Source organism: Acinetobacter sp. CIP 102637 (assembly GCF_000368425.1).
GTDB classification, from domain to species: domain Bacteria; phylum Pseudomonadota; class Gammaproteobacteria; order Pseudomonadales; family Moraxellaceae; genus Acinetobacter; species Acinetobacter parvus.
This window is the reverse complement of the sequence record NZ_KB849434.1, coordinates 499,878-514,776: the sequence shown is the minus strand read 5'-3', so window position 1 is coordinate 514,776 and position 14,899 is coordinate 499,878. Positions and strand designations below refer to the sequence as shown.

Here is a 14,899-nt window from a genome sequence, read left to right as displayed (position 1 = left end):
TAAACTCCTATTGCAACGCTTCCATGCTTAAACCAGTAAACTTAAGCATTTCAGTTTCGATACGTTCCCAAACAAAAAGAATTTTACGGCCACCGAATGGGCGAATGTAATGAACACCCTCAATGAACACACTATCTTTAAGTTGGTTGCGAATAGTACGAGCGTCGTACTGAATTTTTTCAGCCAGTTGTTGGGCGGTAAGGTAGGTATATGTCATAATTGTATTCCTGTAAGAATTCATTGGATGTAAGTAATTATTCATCCATAGACGTAAAATAACCTTAAATTTAATTGAATGCAATTAAATTTTCATCGGATTAGTGGAATTTTTAATGGTTATTTGTAAATTACCAATTTTATTGGCAGAAAGAAAAATGCGGGTTGCTGATTTAATTCGTGGTACTGGAATTAATAAAACGACTTTGCATAAACTTTATAATGGAGAGTTGACCCGAATCGACTTAGATACCATTGATCGTATTTGTGAGCATTTAGATATCCAAGTCGGAGATTTATTTGTTTTTGAAAAAATTATTAATAATCATGGTGTTGAATAGTAATTTGGTCACAAATGGTCACAAAAAAATGGCCTTGGTCACAATTTTTTGCTTAGAAATAGACTTTAAGAAAGTGAAAGGAAATGACAGAATATTTTGTAAATAGTTTAAGAAAATTTAAGGTCATTTAAGATCATTTATAAAAAATGGGCACGTTTTGGTCACATCTTGGTCACAAAGCTAAATTATATTGCGATGAGAAATAATAAAACTGCCTGAGATATGTTGACTGAAAAATATAAAATATATTTAAAAATCAACAAGAAAAAAACCCCCATCTTTCGATGAGGGCTTTTTTTGAATCTGGAGCGGGAAAGGAGACTCGAACTCCCGACCCCAACCTTGGCAAGGTTATGCTCTACCAACTGAGCTATTCCCGCATATTGAGCAGTTTTTACTAAAACTTACACTTAAAAAAACCAATCTGGAGCGGGAAACGAGACTCGAACTCGCGACCCCAACCTTGGCAAGGTTATGCTCTACCAACTGAGCTATTCCCGCGTGCCAGCTATAATACATTAAGCAAAACAACGGTCAATAACTTTATGCAAAGAAATTGCTTAATTGCATAAAATAAAAGCATTTTCAGCCTAAAAACCAAGAAAAACGCACTTTTGCCCAGGATTGGATAATTCAGACATCGAAGTCGCTGTGAAATCTCAACAGACCCACCACTTTCAGTCATGTATACTTGGCAGCTATCTCAATCTGACCTGACAGAGTGACCGATGAATTTAGAACAACAGTTGATTAAACGTTTACAAACCTTGGCACCCATCCATCTTGATGTGATCAATGAGTCGGCAGGGCATGGCGGATATTTCCCAGGCAAGGAATCCCACTTTAAGGTGATTGTGGTAAGTGAGGAGTTTCAGGGGCTGCGTCTGGTACAGCGCCATCAAAAGATCTATGCCGTTGCGGCAGGGTTGATGAGTCCTGGGCAGATTCACGCACTGGCAATTCACGCTTATATTCCAACGGAATGGCAGGGGCAGGCACCTGCAAGCCCTGAATGTGCGCATGCACCAAAAAACTAAGGATCAATCATGGAAGCACATTTACTCACTAAAATTGTTCATATGTCGGCTGTAAGTCTATTGATTCTGGTGTTTTTTACCCGTGCGGCAACCCTATATATGGGTGTCAGGGAGCAGCAGCCCAACCACCATGCACGTAAAGGCTTTGTGGCATTACAGCATCTATCCCTCACCCTAATTATTGTGACGGGTGCGGTTCTACTGTTTATGAATAACTTTGATGTACAGCCATGGTTTTATGCCAAGATCATTCTATTTTTTGTGTTGTGGTCTTCCCTGATCAAAACCTACAACAAAGATGACAGTATCTTGTTGGTGCAGCGGCGTGCTGGTTTATTGATCGGTACGGTGGCGCTGGTGGGGATTCTGGGGCTGGTCATCATTAAACCAATTTTTGCGTAATTGTTTGACATTGTTTTAGTAATTGTTTTTGCACTAGGTTAAACTGCGTGCAGTTTACAAAAATCTTGTAGAGGGAAATCATGTTAACTCGTGTGGTATTTAACCAAAAAGGTGGTGTAGGGAAATCAAGTATTACAGTCAACTTAGCTGCAATTAGTGCTAAGCAAGGTTTAAGAACTTTGGTGATTGATCTTGATCCACAAGCAAATTCAAGCCAGTACCTTTTGGGTGAAGATGCCACCTATTCTGCTGATAAAGCAGCATTAGAGCCAAACATTGAAAATTTCTTTGAAGATATTTTGGGAAGCACGCAGCAAAAGGGCTTGATTGGTAACGCAATTGGTTCAATTTTGAAAGCACCACGTGGTAAGGGTTTAGAAAGTTACGTTCATCGAACCTCTTTTGAAAACTTAGATGTGATTCCTGCAAGCCCAAGTCTTGGTGCTTTGGAGCATGCGCTGGAGAGCAAGCACAAGATTTATAAATTACGTGACTCAATTCAGGCTCTCAGCGCCCGCTATGACCGTATCTTTATTGATACACCGCCAGCATTTAACTTCTTTACCCTCTCTGCGCTGATCTCGGCAGACCGTGTGCTGATTCCATTTGACTGCGATGTGTTCTCAAAGCGTGCGTTACAAACTTTGATTGAAAATGTGATCGAAACCCAAGATGATCATAATAATCGCTTGGAGATTGAAGGGATTGTGGTCAATCAGTTCCAGTCTCAGGCAAAACTTCCCCGTGAAGTGGTTCAGCAATTAAAAGATGAAGGTTTGCCTGTGCTGGAAAGCATGTTGCCGCCGTCAGTATTGATGAAAGAATCACATCAGAAGAATTTACCCTTGATTCATTTGGCATCTGAACATAAATTGACCGTCGCTTATGTCACGCTGTTCAATGAGATTGAGTCAAAGAAATAAGAGAATCTTATGAAACGCTTATATTGGATGCCTGTGTTGGCAGCGAGTATGTTGTTGGGTGCCTGTGCATCGACGGTTAAACCAGCCTACGTGTCACCCACTCAGTACCAGTCGCTCAATTGCCAGCAGTTGCAGGCAGAGTACAACCGTATCCAGCAGTATATTGATAATGGCGTGCAGACACCAAAACGTACAGGTGTGGGCGTGGGTGTTGGACTTGGTGGTGGCTGGGGCAAAGGCGGATGGGGTTTTGGTCCATCCATCTCGGTTAATATGGGGCAGTCCATGAACACCAAGAATACCGAGCTTGCCAATGTGCTTGGACAGCAGGATGCCATTGTGCAGGCGGCACGGTTCAAGGGTTGTCCAATTATTGTGAAGCAACGTCCAAAATCATAAGTGTTGATCTTCTGTCACCGTGGTTTGCCACGGTGACATATAACTAAATTTTAGCAAAATGTTTCAATAAATAATCAATAGAATCAATATATTGTAAATTTTAAACCACTGATCCTGCGTATTTTTCCTCTCAGACAACATCCTAAAATTTGTGTTCTTGTCCCAAATTCGTTTAAGGTGGCGGGCGTGTAGGGTTATTCGGTATGTCTATGATTGAGAGTTGGTTTTTTGTTTTTGCGATGATCGCGGTGTTATTGATTCCTGGGCCGACCAATGCTCTGCTCGCCAGTTCAACCCATCAACAAGGTGTGTTGAAAACCCTGCCGTTTATTCCTATGGAATGGTTGGGCTATGTCTATAGCATCGGGTTGTGGGCACTCTTTATCCATCTGTTCCATCCCATCTGGCCAGCACTCACCCACATTCTGCATGTTGCCAGTGTAGCTTATGTGTTATGGCTGGCCTTTCATTTATGGAAAAGTTCACACCTGCAAAAACATGACCAGCATCACCCACATATCCGAACGCCAGAGTTGTTTGTCTCGGCCTTGCGAAACCCTAAAACCTTGCTGCTGGCGGCAGGAATTTTTCCCAGTGAAACATGGGACTCGGTAGAGAATACAGTTCTGGTGTTTGCGGTATTCAGTGTGGTGCTGATCCCTGTTTCAATCTTCTGGATGGTGTTTGGCCGTGCCTTACTGGCAGGTAGCCTGGTTGGAATCAAGGCCGACCATTTATATAAAGGATCGGCCATGTTGCTGCTGATGTGTATGTTGCCAATGATCTTTCGTTTCTTCTAAGCAGACATTGAATTATTGTGCTTTACGGTTATCCAGTTTCTGGCGAATAAAACCAATCACACCTGGCAGGATACTGATAATGATGATGCCAAAAATGAGGTGGGTGAAGTTGTCTTTCACAATTGGCATATTTCCGAATAAATAGCCGAGGGTAATGAAAGAGGCAACCCAACAGAAAGCGCCAACCACATTATAGGTCAGGAAAAACTTATAATTCATGCTGCCTGCACCCGCAACAAAAGGCGCAAAGGTACGTGCAAACGGCACAAAACGAGCAAAGATAATGGTTTTCCCCCCATGACGCTGAAAAAACAGCTGGGTGTTGATCAAGTGCTGCTGATTGATAAAACGTGAGTTGATTTCAAATACGCGCGGGCCAATGTGGCGGCCAATATGGTAATTGACGGTATCACCCAATACTGCTGCGATAAACAGCAAAATACCGAGTGCCCATGGGTCCATGGCACCCGTTGACGCAGCCAGCGCACCCGCAGCGAACAGCAGGCTGTCGCCTGGTAAAAATGGCATCACCACCAAACCAGTTTCAACAAAGATGATTAAAAATAGAATGGCATAAATCCATATGCCATAATTGGTAATGAACTCTAAAAGATGTTCGTCAACGTGCAGAATAAAATCAATGAGTTCCATAAAATGTAAATACAATAAATTTGAGCTAAATCCTAGCAGTGCCTTTAGGGAAAGTCAGTATAAAAAGCAAAATTATTGGTAACTTTACAGTGTGGAGCTGATCATGTTTAATCCGAATGCCGTTGTAAAAAATATCGTCACGCTGCCAAGCGTTGAGAATATTGTGACGCTGATTGCCCGTATCCTTATGGCCTATATTTTTGTCATTACAGGTTGGGGCAAGTTAACAGGTTAAGGTTATGCCGCAACCGCTCAATATATGGAATCAATGGGCGTGCCTGCCGCACTGTTACCCCTCACTTGGTAGATACACATCGCTATAAACCAACCGATGTTGAGATAATCAACATTCAAAAGGTTGCGCATGCTCAGTAAGCGTCCGCTGAACACACCTTATGAATTCGTCCTATAAGCCTTAATTTAGTCCCCACTTAAAAACAAGTGGGGACTTAAATTTATGACTACAAATAACCAGACATCCATCGCATCTCTTGCGAAAAACGAAGAACATACAGTGCTGAATTTAAACGTATGGATACGGCCATGGCTCAGGTGCTAAGAGCCTTTGGCTACATCAAACCGCATTGTGCCTACCTATTCTGTAATAAACGTGGCCATCGCATGAAAGTGCTGGTACATGATGGACTGGGCATGTGGCTATGTGCCCGACGGCTGGAACAGAGCAAATTTCACTGGGCTAAAGTTCACCAGGGTGAAACCGTAGCTCTCAGCCCAGAACAGTTACAGGCAGTGATCCAGGGTTTGCCCTGGCAACGCATTGGACGACAGCAAGAGGTCACAATGCTCTAAACTAGCTTGGTACATTCTGCTATTCTCCAAACATTCTATTTCATTCTTCTCATGACCTCAGGCATAGAGTAATGTAATCACTTCAGATGCACAAATTTGACTTTGACGCACACGTTTAATCTTGCCACAAGTGAGCATGTATTGCTCAACCTGCTCTGAAATATCAGTGCAGAAACCATCAATTAGGCAGAAAAGTGTTGTAAGCTGTGTGTCGATAGGCATTTTGAGATCATTGTTTTTTTGTCATGATTAAATTTTGATTTAAATGCCTGTCCTTTTACAACTTCCTTATCCCGAATTCACGTTAAGTAGAGACCTGTTCCCAATTTGGATCTGCCTCCAGTAAAATTAGCTTTAGCTGGTCTTGTTGTGGTTTTTCTAATGCCATCCATTTTACTTGCGGGATCGAATATATTTCTTTTATATTCATATTCTTAGAATTCAACATCTGAATATAGTTCAATATCATGCATTTTCAAGGGATGCTGGAATGCCAAATATGCCGCATGTAAAGCCATGCGTTTTAAATGAAACCTGGCTGAATCAGGATGATAGAGTTTATCTCTCATAATCGGATGACCAATATGCATCATATGGACGCGGAGTTGATGTGACCGTCCTGTAACAGGTTCCAAACGGACTCGACTTTGATCTGTTTCCGCATCATATTTCATCAACTGAAATATAGTCTTGGCCTGTTTGCCGAGTTCAAAATGCACCATTTGACGTGGACGATTTTCCCAGTCAGTGATCAAGGGAACTTCAACACTTCCCTCAGCCTGAATTTTTCCTTGTATCAACGCAATATAGTATTTTTTTATTGTACGTGCCTGAAACATCTTGCTGACCGCAACTTCAGCATCGCGGTGTTTAGCAAACATCAACAAGCCAGAGGTGGCCATATCTAGCCGATGGGTGACTTTGGCTGTTGGAAATTTTTGCAAAATCCGCAAATAGGCACTATCCTGATGTTCGGGTAATCGCCCCATGACAGATAACAATCCAGCAGGCTTATTGACCACCATCAGATCTTCATCTTCATATATGATTTCAAGCGGTTCCTGTGGTGGCATATACATAAAGTCGTTATTTAAGGGCATAGGCAACAGACAACCTGGATAAACGCAAATTGGCAACGATTATAGTTCTGCCAAGGGGTTTAGCAAGAGTCCTTAAGCTTGATGGTTTAAGAACAATTAGGAATTTTTATTGCTCTTGGCTAAATTCTCTTTATACATCTCTTCCAGTGTCGCAATTTCACGATTAAGAAAAGCAATCAGGTAGTCTTTTGCCCGTGCCAGACTCAGTTGCCTGAATGAAACCATATCCTTGGTTTTGCGTGTTACCAATCCAAATACATCTTTTTTGGGAATGATTACGGGAATGTCGCTCTCCAGCTTAAATTCAAGCTGTTGCGACTTGGCAAAGGCATCCAGCGTAATCGAGAGCGTTTGTCCCGAATAGCCATCAGTGACAATAAAGCTGGTATCTGATCCATTGAGCTGTAGTTGACGAATAAGTTGCTGACGCCATGCCATTTCGTCAAATTTCGTTAAAATAGTCGCTAAATCAAATGTACCCAAATGATCGATTTCATTTCGGTTGATATGATGTGGATAGCGTATTTTAAGCTCAAACTCATTCATTATTGTTCTGACCTATTTCCTGTGATCATTTTTTGGTTTTACCTATTGTTTCAATTATATCATTTTGTTTTTTAATATAAAAATATCGACTTCTATTCAAAATAGTAAAGCTTTATCGATGAACCTCACATTTATATTAGATTTTATTGATGTGGTTTTTATTATTTAAGTCTGATTGGTCATATTCTATTTCATTAAATTTTTCAGGGTATCAAGGGAAAACATGTTGTTTACTTCAACACCTATAACTTTGTAAGTTATAACCTCTGCCTATAAACTTTTGATCTATAGCGTCCTAAGCCGAATCGAGACCTTTTGGATAAGTACACACTTGCTTTATAAGCTTCGGTGCATGCTACTCTTTTCGATCCCCTTACGGAACTTTAATCGTTCCTCAACCCTTGAGACATAGTTTAGGCAGATTACTGTGGGATTGTTTTCCTAAAAATTACTATTTTTAGCCAGTCATGAAATAATTTTGCATATCCAGTTTTATAATTGGAATTATTTTCCAAATAAAGCATAGATTTACCTATTATCTTCCGATATATCCTGTTTTATCTGTGTATTTTTTCACTTAAAAAACAGATTTAAGCCCAAATCACCATAATTGCGGCCACAATCACCAGCCACAAACCCAAATGATCGGTTTTGGCAAGCTTCTCTTTAAAGAAAAATGCTGAGATCAGTAGGCTAAATAATATTTCGACCTGCCCCAGGGTTTTGACAATTGCCACCGTTTGCATACTCATGGCACTAAACCAACCGACTGAGGCGAGAAAACTACAGATGCTCACGCGCAGGGTTAGGCCAAGACGCTGCCACATTTTATAAAGTGTTGTTCGGCTAAAAATCCCTAGGTAGAGTAAAAGTACAATACACTGAAAGCTGATCAGGCTGCAAAGTACCCATCCTGCACGATGCAGGAACGGCAACATGCTCAGTTCCAGACTGGCTTCGCGGACCAGTAATGAAGTGATGGCAAAGCATAATCCACTTCCCAAACCAATCATTAAGGTTTTAAATGATAATTCAGTGTGTTGACGACCTTTACTGAGTAGAAAGACTGCCACTGCACCAATCAATACACCCACCCAACCCCATGCAGTCAAATGTTCCTGTAGGAATAAAACACCGACCAAAGCCGCCAAAATGGCTTCACTTTTGGCCAGCCCGACACCAATGGCATAGTTCTTCTGCTGGAATAATTTGACCATTAATGCTGTGGCATAAATCTGGCTAATGCCCGCAATCACCACATAGACCCAGAATTTATGGGAGAAATGAACCTGCGCTGTGACAGGTTGGTGCAGATAGAGAAATGCCAGATAGCTAAAGGCAAAGATGGGGGAAAATAAAAATCGAGCCAATGTCGTTCCATAGACATCAACCGTGGTACTGAGTTGTTTTTGAAATGCGTTACGCCACGCCTGCATAAAAGCGGCCATGAGAGTGAATAGAATCCAAGTGATTGCCATAGGCTAAAACGCAAAATCAAAAAGTGATGGTAATTTACTCTGTTTTAAACAGTTTTTCGATGGTCAATATATCCATTCATGTTATTGAGTCCTAAAATATGTTTGACTTATGATGTTTTTTAAACTGATCAAGTCCATATTCTATCCTTGTATTTAGTAAGCTGACTGATCAACATTATTTTGTCTTTTTTTGTGTACCCAACGTGCGACCACAATCACGAGAATAATCACAAATACCGTAATCACAACAGGCATGATAAATGCCAAAATCGACAAGACAATCGAGCCAATCAACTCACCTGTTGCGACTACAAAATTACCGAGGCCACCTGTGGTTGCTGTTGAAACGCCTCGTGCAGCTACGGTACTCATTTGCACCACACCTGCTGTTCCACCACCCACGATTAGGGCGGCTGCCCAAGTAGCAAATTGTGACATTTCCCCACTACTGACTGCCATGGTACTGAGTGTGCCTGCCACTACAGCAGCAGGCGTGGCAATGGTATCCAAGAGATTATCGACCCACGGCACATAGTAAGCTGCGATTTCACAGATGGTTGCAAATCCAAGTGCAGCGCATACAGCAGGGATCGCTAACCATTCAAAGCCTTTTGCAGGTTCATACCAGCCCATCAGGGTTGCAATGCTCATTACCAATAAAGGCACAAAGACACGAAAACCACAGGCAGCACTTAATCCTACGCCGATACAAAGTCCTAATATTGTTTCCATCTGGGTTTTCCTTATTTTTGTCAGATATCGCTATCTTGTTATTTCATATTTTACAGTAACAAAAAAGCCCTATCGAGTGACAGGGCTTTTATTCAAAACAGTGGGTAACTGTTTGGTGTTTGCGGCTTAGGCATTCTTACTGTTGAATTGATTGCCAAGGCATTTGGTACACGGAGGTAAACGATCAGTACCAATTTCTAAATAGGTGCGGTGTCCGCATTGAACACAAAAATAGAAGCCTGTTCCAGGTTTTTCGCCAGCAGTAACCATCTTTGTTCTCCATAGATTTTAGAAATGGTTCATATACTATAGCGTGATAGTTTTGATTATTTATTGACCTTTCTGACAAATGGTGATGGCGGAAAGGTTAAAATACTTATTACCTAAATTATTTCAGGTACATCAATCGAGTTAACAGTAAATAAATTTAAAATATCTTCTCTATCCATAAAAATGATTTGGCTTCTCTTATGAGCATCTAATTTGCCTCCCAGCCAATTTCTAGCGGCTTTTGTTATCTCACCACCAGCAATAATATAGGCATGATCAACTAAAACTCTTTTATTTGTTTCAGGATCAAAAATTTCATGACCTAACATCATAGTCGTCTGATTGTAGATTTCAGCAATATTATGATTGCCTGTTTTTGTCACTCCTGATGAATCAAGCTTTCCTTTCTTAACTTGTATACCAAAATAAATTATGTGCTGTGTTGGTAATATAAATTTCATCCAAATATCTTTTCCATACTCGAGTGCTTTATCTTTGTGCCCAGCCACAGTAATTCGCTGAAAGCCCAAAATTCGAAATAATGGCAATAATACATTTTCTATAAGTTGATCCTCAGAGCACATGTCCAAATAACTTATTAATCGCTCTCTTTTTTTAATCTCAATTTCAGAAAATATTCTATGTGGATTTTCAACAGGTTTTATAGTCTGATTATTATGTAAATTTTTAATATATAAATTATTGTCTGTACCGTAAAAAGCCTCATACCCTTCTCTACTTAAAGGCTTATTTAATTCAATTAAGGCATTTATACGTTCAGGATCATCTTCTGTCGCATCAGATTTATGCATTAAAGCTCTTAATACATGTACAAACGTTGGTGGCAATGCATTTGGAGGACAAGACTCTTCCAACAGTTCTGCCAATCTGTCTGATGTCCAAGCCCAACGTGTTGAACCATCATGCGTAAAGGGTAAGCCACAATCTTCAAAAAACTCTGAAATATATCGACTACTTTTATAATCAAAGTAATTTTTATCACCAATAATACATTCAGCAATTTCTCTTAAATTTTTACTTTTGAATTTCATAATTTTTTATTTTTCGTAAAGGTTATTTGCATTTAACTTAATATAAGAGTTTAAACCCTCGCCATGTCTAGCTAATCTTTTCATCTCTTCGACATTATTAACTCCAGCACTTTGATAACTATAAGTATAAATTTTAAATGTTCTATCAAACTTTACCCTTATATAAGTTTCACCAATTTCATATGCAAGGATTCCAGAATCACCATCTAAATCTAAATATCTTTCCATTATTATTCTCTATAAAAAACCCCATCATCAAGATAGGGTCTTTTTTAAACAATATCAATTACTTTTAGCTAAAGTATTAAGCCACTTGACCTTCTAAAAAGTCTTGTGCAAAACGCTGTAATACACCACCCGCTTCATATACAGACACTTCTTCTTCTGTATCTAAACGGCAAGTCACAGGCACTTCAACAATCTCTTCTTTACCGTCAGCCGTTGAACGCTCAATCACTAAAGTCAAAGTCGAACGCGGTGAGATATTACCAATCACGCTATAAAGCTCCGTCCCATCTAACTTCAAAGTCTTGCGGTTTATACCAGCTTTAAACTCAAGCGGTAACACGCCCATACCCACTAAGTTAGTACGGTGAATACGCTCAAAACCTTCCGCCACAATCGCTTCCACACCTGCAAGACGAACACCTTTGGCAGCCCAGTCACGGCTTGAACCCTGACCATAATCCGCACCAGCAATAATGATCAACGGTTGCTTACGGTTCATGTAGGTTTCAATCGCTTCCCACATACGCATCACTTCGCCTTCAGGCTCTACACGCGCTTTTGAACCTTGTTTAATCGTGCCGTCTGAACGAACCACCATTTCATTAAACAATTTCGGGTTGGCAAATGTTGCACGTTGTGCAGTCAAATGGTCACCACGGTGTGTCGCATATGAGTTGAAGTCTTCTTCAGGTACGCCCATTTTGTGTAGGTATTCACCCGCAGCCGAATCCATCATGATCGCATTTGAAGGCGATAAATGGTCAGTCGTGATGTTATCACCCAAAATTGCAAGCGGACGCATGTTGGTCAAAGTACGTGGTGCAGCCAACGCCCCTTCCCAATACGGCGGACGACGAATATAAGTACTCATAGGACGCCAGTCGTAAAGTGGGCTTTCCGCTTGCTCAACTTCACCGAGGTCAAACATAGGAATGTAGACTTTACGGAATTGTTCAGGCTTCACCGCTTCTTTTACCAGTGCATCGATTTCAGCATCAGATGGCCAGATGTCTTTCAGGTAAATTGGATTACCGTCTTTGTCTGTACCCAATGCATCTTTTTCGATGTCAAAACGAATTGTCCCTGCAATCGCATACGCTACCACAAGTGGAGGCGATGCCAAGAACGCTTGTTTTGCATAAGGATGGATACGACCATCGAAGTTACGGTTACCTGAAAGTACCGCTGTCGCATACAGGTCGCGGTCAATGATTTCTTGTTGAATCACTGGATCAAGTGCGCCTGACATACCATTACAGGTTGTACATGCATAGGCTACGATACCAAAACCAAGTTTCTCTAGGTCTTTCAGTACGCCAGCTTCTTCAAGATACAATGCCGCCGCTTTAGAACCTGGTGCAAATGATGATTTCACCCAAGGCTTACGTACTAAGCCCAGTTCATTGGCTTTACGTGCCAATAGACCTGCTGCCACGGTATTACGTGGGTTAGAAGTATTGGTACAAGAGGTAATCGCAGCAATAATCACAGCACCATCAGGCATTAAACCTTCTGCTTCTTGTGCTTTTGCAACATCCAAATTCCCTGCAATACCTTTCGCTTTCAAGTCAGCAGTCGATACACGTGCATGTGGGTTTGATGGACCTGCAATGTTACGAGTGACTGTTGAAAGATCGAAACGGAGTACACGTGGGTACTGCGCTTTGGTCATATCAGATGCCCAAAGACCGATTTCTTTGGCATATTGCTCAACCAATGCCACTTGCGCATCTTCACGACCCGTCAGGCGTAAATAATCAATGGTGTTCTGGTCGATGTAGAACATCGCCGCTGTTGCACCATATTCAGGTGTCATGTTCGAAATCGTAGCACGGTCGCCTACAGACATGCTGTCAGCGCCTTCACCGAAGAACTCTAAATAAGCACCAACAACACGCTCTTTACGCAAGAACTCAGTTAAAGCGAGTACGATATCCGTTGCAGTAATGCCTGCTTGACGCTGACCGACTAGCTCAACACCGATAATGTCTGGTAGGCGCATCCACGATGCACGACCAAGCATGACATTTTCAGCTTCCAAACCACCCACGCCAATTGAAATTACGCCAAGCGCATCGGTATGTGGTGTGTGAGAATCTGTACCCACACAGGTATCAGGGAAAGCCAAGCCATCACGGTTTTGAATCACTGGAGACATTTTCTCCAAGTTGATCTGATGCATGATGCCGTTGCCCGCAGGGATCACATCAACATTTTTAAAAGCGGTTTTGGTCCACTCAATAAAATGGAAACGGTCTTCATTACGACGATCTTCAATCGCACGGTTTTTCTCAAACGCGTCAGGATCAAAGCCGCCATATTCCACTGCCAAAGAGTGATCCACGATCAACTGTGTTGGAACTACTGGATTGACTTTAGATGGGTCGCCGCCCTGTTCAGCAATCGCATCACGCAAGCCTGCAAGATCAACCAATGCCGTTTGACCTAAGATGTCATGACAGACCACGCGCGCAGGATACCAAGGAAAATCCAAGTCCTGACGGCGTTCAATCAATTGCTTTAAATAATCAGTTAAGTTTTCTGCATCAGCTTTACGTACAAGCTGCTCTGCCAACACTTTCGAAGTGTATGGCAAAGTTTCATATGCGCCTGGCTGAATGTCTTCAACGGCTTGACGCACGTCATAGTATTCGAGCTGGGTATCGCCTTGATAATTTGGCAGCGGTTTACGGTATTGATTTGACATTAACCACGCTCCGCCAATGGTTTGAATTCTAGGTTTTCAGGGCCAGTGTAGTTCGCGCTTGGACGAATGATCTTGCCATCTTGACGTTGTTCAATCACATGTGCTGACCAACCTGCGGTACGTGCAATTACGAATAATGGCGTGAACATTGCTGTTGGAACACCCATTAAGTGATAGCTCACCGCGCTGAACCAGTCGAGGTTCGGGAACATGTTCTTTACTTCTTTCATCACTGCTTCTAAACGTTCAGCGATGAGATACATTTTGGTGTTCTCTTGAGCATCTGCAAGATCACGCGCCACTTTCTTGATCACTTCGTTACGTGGATCAGAGATGGTATAAACAGGGTGACCAAAGCCGATGATCACTTCTTTTTTCTCTACACGGCTACGAATGTCTGCTTCGGCTTCATCCGCATTGTCATAACGCTGTTGAATTACAAATGCAACTTCATTGGCACCACCATGTTTAGGGCCACGCAATGCACCGATACCGCCCGTGATTGCTGAATACATGTCTGAACCTGTACCTGCCACAACACGTGACGTAAATGTAGATGCGTTGAATTCATGCTCAGCATACAGAATCAAAGACGTATGCATTGCTTGAATCCATTCTTCAGATGGCGCTTCGCCATGAAGTAAATGGAGGAAATGTGCAGCAATTGAATCATCATTGGTTTCAACTTCGATACGACGACCGTTGTTGCTAAAGTGATACCAATACAACAACATTGAACCCAAGCTTGCCATCAATTTATCAGCGATGTCTTTTGCACCTGCTTCATTGTGGTCTTCATGTTCAGGCGTTAAACAACCTAAAACTGATACACCTGTACGCATCACGTCCATAGGGTGTGCAGATGGTGGTAACTGCTCAAGTGCAGTTTTCAATGCTGCTGGTAAGCCACGAAGTGCTTTCAGTTTTGCTTTATATGCTTTCAACTCAGCTTTGTTTGGCAGTTTGCCATGTACAAGTAAGTGCGCCACTTCTTCAAATTGGCTGCCCACTGCAAGGTCAAGAATGTCGTAACCACGATAGTGTAAGTCGTTGCCGCTGCGACCTACGGTACAAAGTGCTGTGTTGCCTGCAACTTGACCACTTAACGCAACTGATTTTTTTGGCTTGAAGCCGACTGGTGTTTCATTACTGCTCATAAGATTGACCTTTTTATGGTGTTTATGTGTTTGCACTTTTACCCCCTCTA

General features: G+C 41.7%; 18 protein-coding genes, 2 tRNA genes and 2 pseudogenes. 8 read left to right on the top strand and 14 right to left on the bottom strand.

Translation table 11 applies throughout. From position 1 onward, the window contains the following. Positions 1–7: 7 nt before the first annotated feature. On the bottom strand, positions 8–217 hold the full coding sequence (locus F967_RS02870; RefSeq protein WP_004732663.1) for a hypothetical protein: 210 nt from the start codon (positions 215–217) through the stop codon (positions 8–10). Positions 218–332: 115 nt separating this feature from the next. Between F967_RS02870 and F967_RS02865 the strand changes: the two genes are divergently transcribed. Then, entirely contained in the window at positions 333–557 is a 225-nt protein-coding gene (locus F967_RS02865; RefSeq protein WP_004732662.1) for a helix-turn-helix domain-containing protein, read from the top strand. Between the two features lie 304 nt (positions 558–861). On the opposite strand, the gene F967_RS02860 is transcribed toward F967_RS02865, so the two are convergent. Further along, positions 862–937: transfer RNA gene (locus tag F967_RS02860), tRNA-Gly, on the bottom strand. 45 nt (positions 938–982) lie between these two features. Next, a tRNA-Gly gene (locus F967_RS02855) sits at positions 983–1,058 on the bottom strand. Between the two features lie 227 nt (positions 1,059–1,285). Here F967_RS02855 and F967_RS02850 point away from each other — a divergent pair. The 5 genes from F967_RS02850 (at position 1,286) to F967_RS02830 (ending at position 4,118) form a co-directional block, all read left to right on the top strand. Beyond that, positions 1,286–1,594, top strand: a complete 309-nt coding sequence (locus F967_RS02850; protein ID WP_004758590.1) for a BolA family protein — start codon at positions 1,286–1,288, stop codon at positions 1,592–1,594. A 9-nt stretch (positions 1,595–1,603) separates the two neighbouring features. Beyond that, positions 1,604–1,996 (top strand): SirB2 family protein, encoded by a 393-nt coding sequence (locus tag F967_RS02845; RefSeq protein ID WP_004798045.1) that lies wholly within the window; start codon positions 1,604–1,606, stop codon positions 1,994–1,996. 80 nt (positions 1,997–2,076) lie between these two features. After that, positions 2,077–2,919 carry a ParA family protein gene (locus tag F967_RS02840; protein WP_004680085.1) on the top strand — a complete coding sequence of 281 codons (843 nt, stop codon included), beginning with the start codon at positions 2,077–2,079 and terminating at the stop codon, positions 2,917–2,919. A 9-nt stretch (positions 2,920–2,928) separates the two neighbouring features. Then, positions 2,929–3,318 carry a hypothetical protein gene (locus tag F967_RS02835; RefSeq protein WP_004680087.1) on the top strand — a complete coding sequence of 130 codons (390 nt, stop codon included), beginning with the start codon at positions 2,929–2,931 and terminating at the stop codon, positions 3,316–3,318. A gap of 209 nt (positions 3,319–3,527) precedes the next feature. Then, on the top strand, positions 3,528–4,118 hold the full coding sequence (locus F967_RS02830; RefSeq protein WP_034422590.1) for a LysE family translocator: 591 nt from the start codon (positions 3,528–3,530) through the stop codon (positions 4,116–4,118). Between the two features lie 12 nt (positions 4,119–4,130). Here the strand turns inward: F967_RS02830 and F967_RS02825 are convergent, their stop codons facing one another. Then, entirely contained in the window at positions 4,131–4,769 is a 639-nt protein-coding gene (locus F967_RS02825) for a DedA family protein (RefSeq protein ID WP_004675267.1), read from the bottom strand. A 103-nt stretch (positions 4,770–4,872) separates the two neighbouring features. Between F967_RS02825 and F967_RS14450 the strand changes: the two are divergent. Together F967_RS14450 and tnpB are read left to right on the top strand one after the other, a co-directional pair. Beyond that, positions 4,873–5,067, top strand: a pseudogene (locus F967_RS14450) (DoxX family protein); the annotation flags it as partial. 245 nt (positions 5,068–5,312) lie between these two features. Further along, positions 5,313–5,579: an IS66 family insertion sequence element accessory protein TnpB gene (tnpB, locus tag F967_RS02820; protein WP_004798043.1), complete on the top strand. Its 267-nt coding sequence runs from the start codon at positions 5,313–5,315 to the stop codon at positions 5,577–5,579. Between the two features lie 66 nt (positions 5,580–5,645). Here tnpB and F967_RS13515 read toward each other — a convergent pair. From F967_RS13515 to prpC, 10 genes and pseudogenes are all read right to left on the bottom strand, one after another. Continuing rightward, positions 5,646–5,801: pseudogene (locus F967_RS13515) on the bottom strand (IS982 family transposase); the annotation flags it as partial. 212 nt (positions 5,802–6,013) lie between these two features. Continuing rightward, the gene (locus tag F967_RS02815) at positions 6,014–6,679 is read right to left on the bottom strand and encodes a pseudouridine synthase (protein WP_004798041.1); all 666 of its coding nucleotides are present in this window, start codon (positions 6,677–6,679) and stop codon (positions 6,014–6,016) included. 96 nt (positions 6,680–6,775) lie between these two features. Next, positions 6,776–7,225 carry a hypothetical protein gene (locus F967_RS02810; RefSeq protein ID WP_004758594.1) on the bottom strand — a complete coding sequence of 150 codons (450 nt, stop codon included), beginning with the start codon at positions 7,223–7,225 and terminating at the stop codon, positions 6,776–6,778. Between the two features lie 590 nt (positions 7,226–7,815). Further along, positions 7,816–8,703: a DMT family transporter gene (locus F967_RS02805; protein ID WP_004758595.1), complete on the bottom strand. Its 888-nt coding sequence runs from the start codon at positions 8,701–8,703 to the stop codon at positions 7,816–7,818. 153 nt (positions 8,704–8,856) lie between these two features. Then, positions 8,857–9,435 (bottom strand): DUF4126 domain-containing protein, encoded by a 579-nt coding sequence (locus tag F967_RS02800; RefSeq protein WP_004798039.1) that lies wholly within the window; start codon positions 9,433–9,435, stop codon positions 8,857–8,859. Between the two features lie 126 nt (positions 9,436–9,561). Further along, positions 9,562–9,705 (bottom strand): zinc ribbon-containing protein, encoded by a 144-nt coding sequence (locus F967_RS13510; RefSeq protein ID WP_004637424.1) that lies wholly within the window; start codon positions 9,703–9,705, stop codon positions 9,562–9,564. 113 nt (positions 9,706–9,818) lie between these two features. Next, positions 9,819–10,757, bottom strand: a complete 939-nt coding sequence (locus F967_RS02795; protein WP_004665294.1) for a hypothetical protein — start codon at positions 10,755–10,757, stop codon at positions 9,819–9,821. Between the two features lie 6 nt (positions 10,758–10,763). After that, complete coding sequence (locus tag F967_RS02790) at positions 10,764–10,985, bottom strand: hypothetical protein (protein ID WP_004798037.1); 222 nt, start codon at positions 10,983–10,985, stop codon at positions 10,764–10,766. A gap of 76 nt (positions 10,986–11,061) precedes the next feature. Then, positions 11,062–13,692, bottom strand: a complete 2,631-nt coding sequence (acnD, locus tag F967_RS02785) for a Fe/S-dependent 2-methylisocitrate dehydratase AcnD (protein ID WP_004798036.1) — start codon at positions 13,690–13,692, stop codon at positions 11,062–11,064. Then, positions 13,692–14,849, bottom strand: a complete 1,158-nt coding sequence (gene prpC, locus F967_RS02780) for a bifunctional 2-methylcitrate synthase/citrate synthase (RefSeq protein WP_004777666.1) — start codon at positions 14,847–14,849, stop codon at positions 13,692–13,694. The genes acnD and prpC overlap by 1 nt, the downstream gene beginning before the upstream one ends. Positions 14,850–14,899: the final 50 nt, after the last annotated feature.

What these genes read in the sequence shown, in the direction of transcription:
- F967_RS02810 (WP_004758594.1), bottom strand. Translation starts at nt 7,225, where the DNA reads ATGAATGAGTTTGAGCTTAAAATACGCTATCCACATCATATCAACCGA.
- F967_RS02790 (WP_004798037.1), bottom strand. Translation starts at nt 10,985, where the DNA reads ATGGAAAGATATTTAGATTTAGATGGTGATTCTGGAATCCTTGCATAT.
- prpC (WP_004777666.1), bottom strand. Translation starts at nt 14,849, where the DNA reads ATGAGCAGTAATGAAACACCAGTCGGCTTCAAGCCAAAAAAATCAGTT.
- F967_RS02835 (WP_004680087.1), top strand. Translation starts at nt 2,929, where the DNA reads ATGAAACGCTTATATTGGATGCCTGTGTTGGCAGCGAGTATGTTGTTG.
- F967_RS02825 (WP_004675267.1), bottom strand. Translation starts at nt 4,769, where the DNA reads ATGGAACTCATTGATTTTATTCTGCACGTTGACGAACATCTTTTAGAG.
- acnD (WP_004798036.1), bottom strand. Translation starts at nt 13,692, where the DNA reads ATGTCAAATCAATACCGTAAACCGCTGCCAAATTATCAAGGCGATACC.
- F967_RS13510 (WP_004637424.1), bottom strand. Translation starts at nt 9,705, where the DNA reads ATGGTTACTGCTGGCGAAAAACCTGGAACAGGCTTCTATTTTTGTGTT.
- F967_RS02870 (WP_004732663.1), bottom strand. Translation starts at nt 217, where the DNA reads ATGACATATACCTACCTTACCGCCCAACAACTGGCTGAAAAAATTCAG.
- F967_RS02850 (WP_004758590.1), top strand. Translation starts at nt 1,286, where the DNA reads ATGAATTTAGAACAACAGTTGATTAAACGTTTACAAACCTTGGCACCC.
- F967_RS02830 (WP_034422590.1), top strand. Translation starts at nt 3,528, where the DNA reads ATGATTGAGAGTTGGTTTTTTGTTTTTGCGATGATCGCGGTGTTATTG.
- F967_RS02795 (WP_004665294.1), bottom strand. Translation starts at nt 10,757, where the DNA reads ATGAAATTCAAAAGTAAAAATTTAAGAGAAATTGCTGAATGTATTATT.
- tnpB (WP_004798043.1), top strand. Translation starts at nt 5,313, where the DNA reads ATGGCTCAGGTGCTAAGAGCCTTTGGCTACATCAAACCGCATTGTGCC.
- F967_RS02845 (WP_004798045.1), top strand. Translation starts at nt 1,604, where the DNA reads ATGGAAGCACATTTACTCACTAAAATTGTTCATATGTCGGCTGTAAGT.
- F967_RS02865 (WP_004732662.1), top strand. Translation starts at nt 333, where the DNA reads ATGGTTATTTGTAAATTACCAATTTTATTGGCAGAAAGAAAAATGCGG.
- F967_RS02840 (WP_004680085.1), top strand. Translation starts at nt 2,077, where the DNA reads ATGTTAACTCGTGTGGTATTTAACCAAAAAGGTGGTGTAGGGAAATCA.
- F967_RS02815 (WP_004798041.1), bottom strand. Translation starts at nt 6,679, where the DNA reads ATGCCCTTAAATAACGACTTTATGTATATGCCACCACAGGAACCGCTT.
- F967_RS02805 (WP_004758595.1), bottom strand. Translation starts at nt 8,703, where the DNA reads ATGGCAATCACTTGGATTCTATTCACTCTCATGGCCGCTTTTATGCAG.
- F967_RS02800 (WP_004798039.1), bottom strand. Translation starts at nt 9,435, where the DNA reads ATGGAAACAATATTAGGACTTTGTATCGGCGTAGGATTAAGTGCTGCC.